Genomic DNA, 1,436 nt, shown 5'->3' with positions numbered 1-1,436 from the left:
TACGAGAAGCCCGGTCCCGCTCAGACAATGGTCAAGCGCGAGGGCAAGTACGCCAAGCAGGGCTACAGGAACCACTACGACTACGATCTACCGTACGGGCCAGCAAGATCCGCCTCCGTATGCAAGGTGGCTGAGGTCATCGGCCTAGTCGAAGAGACCACACCCACATGGATCGCCTTCTCCAAGCCTAACATCCCCGGATAGTCTTTGTCAAGCAGCGAGAGCCGCCACCTTTCGGCAGCGGCTCTCGTTGTGGCAGGGCCAGGAAGCTATGCGGCCCGTCCAGCGGCCTCAATTACATCCTGCTTGCACGATCCACACAGGTCCATCTCAAAGACCGTAGACCGCTTGGTGTTGCCGATGATGTGCAGCCACCCATCCGGGAGCTGGAACAAATCCGCTCGTCCCGGCTTGACTTGCATATCCTGCTTCTCCTGCCCGTAGCACTTGTCGCAAGTCGTTACAATAATTTCTTTCCGTGCCATGTGAAGCTCCTTTGAAAATTTTGTAAGCCCCATTAGGTGGAACCTCACACGCTGAGGTATGCTCTTGGTACCAACATGGAGCGAACGGCTTTGTTGAGGTAGAACCACCCGGATCGGTCCCCCATCTGTCCGGGTGGTTTCTTCATATCATGGGGAAGCCCCCTAGCCAAAGTGACTAGAGGGCTTCCGGTGCGGGACTGTCTTACTCTTCCGCGTTGGCGCTGACGCCCGGTGCCTTGTCGAGGTACACCAGATCGTAGAGCATGGCGTAGAGGCCGGTCATACCGGCGAAACCGGCTCCTGCCGAAGTCCACGGATTGCCGGGGCGCTTCTCCCAGTCGATCTGGCCGAGCTTGGAGACCATCGAGGCCACCGCGCTCCAGAAGTCCTCGTCGGTCTTGGACTGATCCAGTGCCGAACCGATGATGTCCGCACCGAGACGGGACACCGAAGCGACACCGGCCAGATCCTTGAGGCGGTACTTGACGGCCTCTTCGACCGACTCACCATCTTCTCCGGTGACCACGCGGGGGCGGTCGTTCCATGCCGAGGCACAGGCCCGAGAGACCAGCTCCCAGTACTTCTTGGCGACCTTCTCCAGCACCAGATCGCGGTTCGAGAGTCGCCCGATCAGCTTCTCCTGAAGCATGTTGCCAGTGGCACGGCGCAGACCCTCGTAGGTGACCGGCTTCTCCGGGTCACGGGCACCGGTCATGTTGACCATGCCGTACCACGGGGAGTCCCCGTCCTGAGCCAGAGCGAACGCGACCTCGCGGATGAGCTGGGCGTGCGTCTTCTCTCCGGCCTCCATGTGGACCTTCGTGGCCTCGATGAGCGCCTTGGGCAGCTTGCGCTGGTTGGTGTTGATGTCATCGAACAGCGTGGCCTCGTCGGCGTAGCGCAGTCCGTAGTAGAGCATCACCGGAACGTCCGGGTTGAAGTTCGCCTTGC

3 protein-coding genes are annotated in these 1,436 nt (G+C 60.3%); 1 reads left to right on the top strand and 2 read right to left on the bottom strand.

All coding sequences use genetic code 11. The features are described 5' to 3' along the window. On the top strand, positions 1 to 204 hold a 204-nt coding region (locus AC11W3_RS02100), incomplete at its 5' end, for a hypothetical protein (protein ID WP_484092413.1). A 65-nt stretch (positions 205 to 269) separates the two neighbouring features. On the opposite strand, the gene AC11W3_RS02095 is transcribed toward AC11W3_RS02100, so the two are convergent. After that, entirely contained in the window at positions 270 to 485 is a 216-nt protein-coding gene (locus AC11W3_RS02095; protein ID WP_484092412.1) for a hypothetical protein, read from the bottom strand. 202 nt (positions 486 to 687) lie between these two features. Then, a partial coding sequence (locus AC11W3_RS02090; RefSeq protein WP_484092411.1) for a ParB N-terminal domain-containing protein occupies positions 688 to 1,436 on the bottom strand: 749 nt, incomplete at its 5' end.

The sequence above is a fragment of the Geomonas sp. genome, assembly GCF_056994735.1.
Note: the sequence above shows the minus strand (reverse complement) of the source record. Positions and strands in the feature narration are given on the sequence as shown.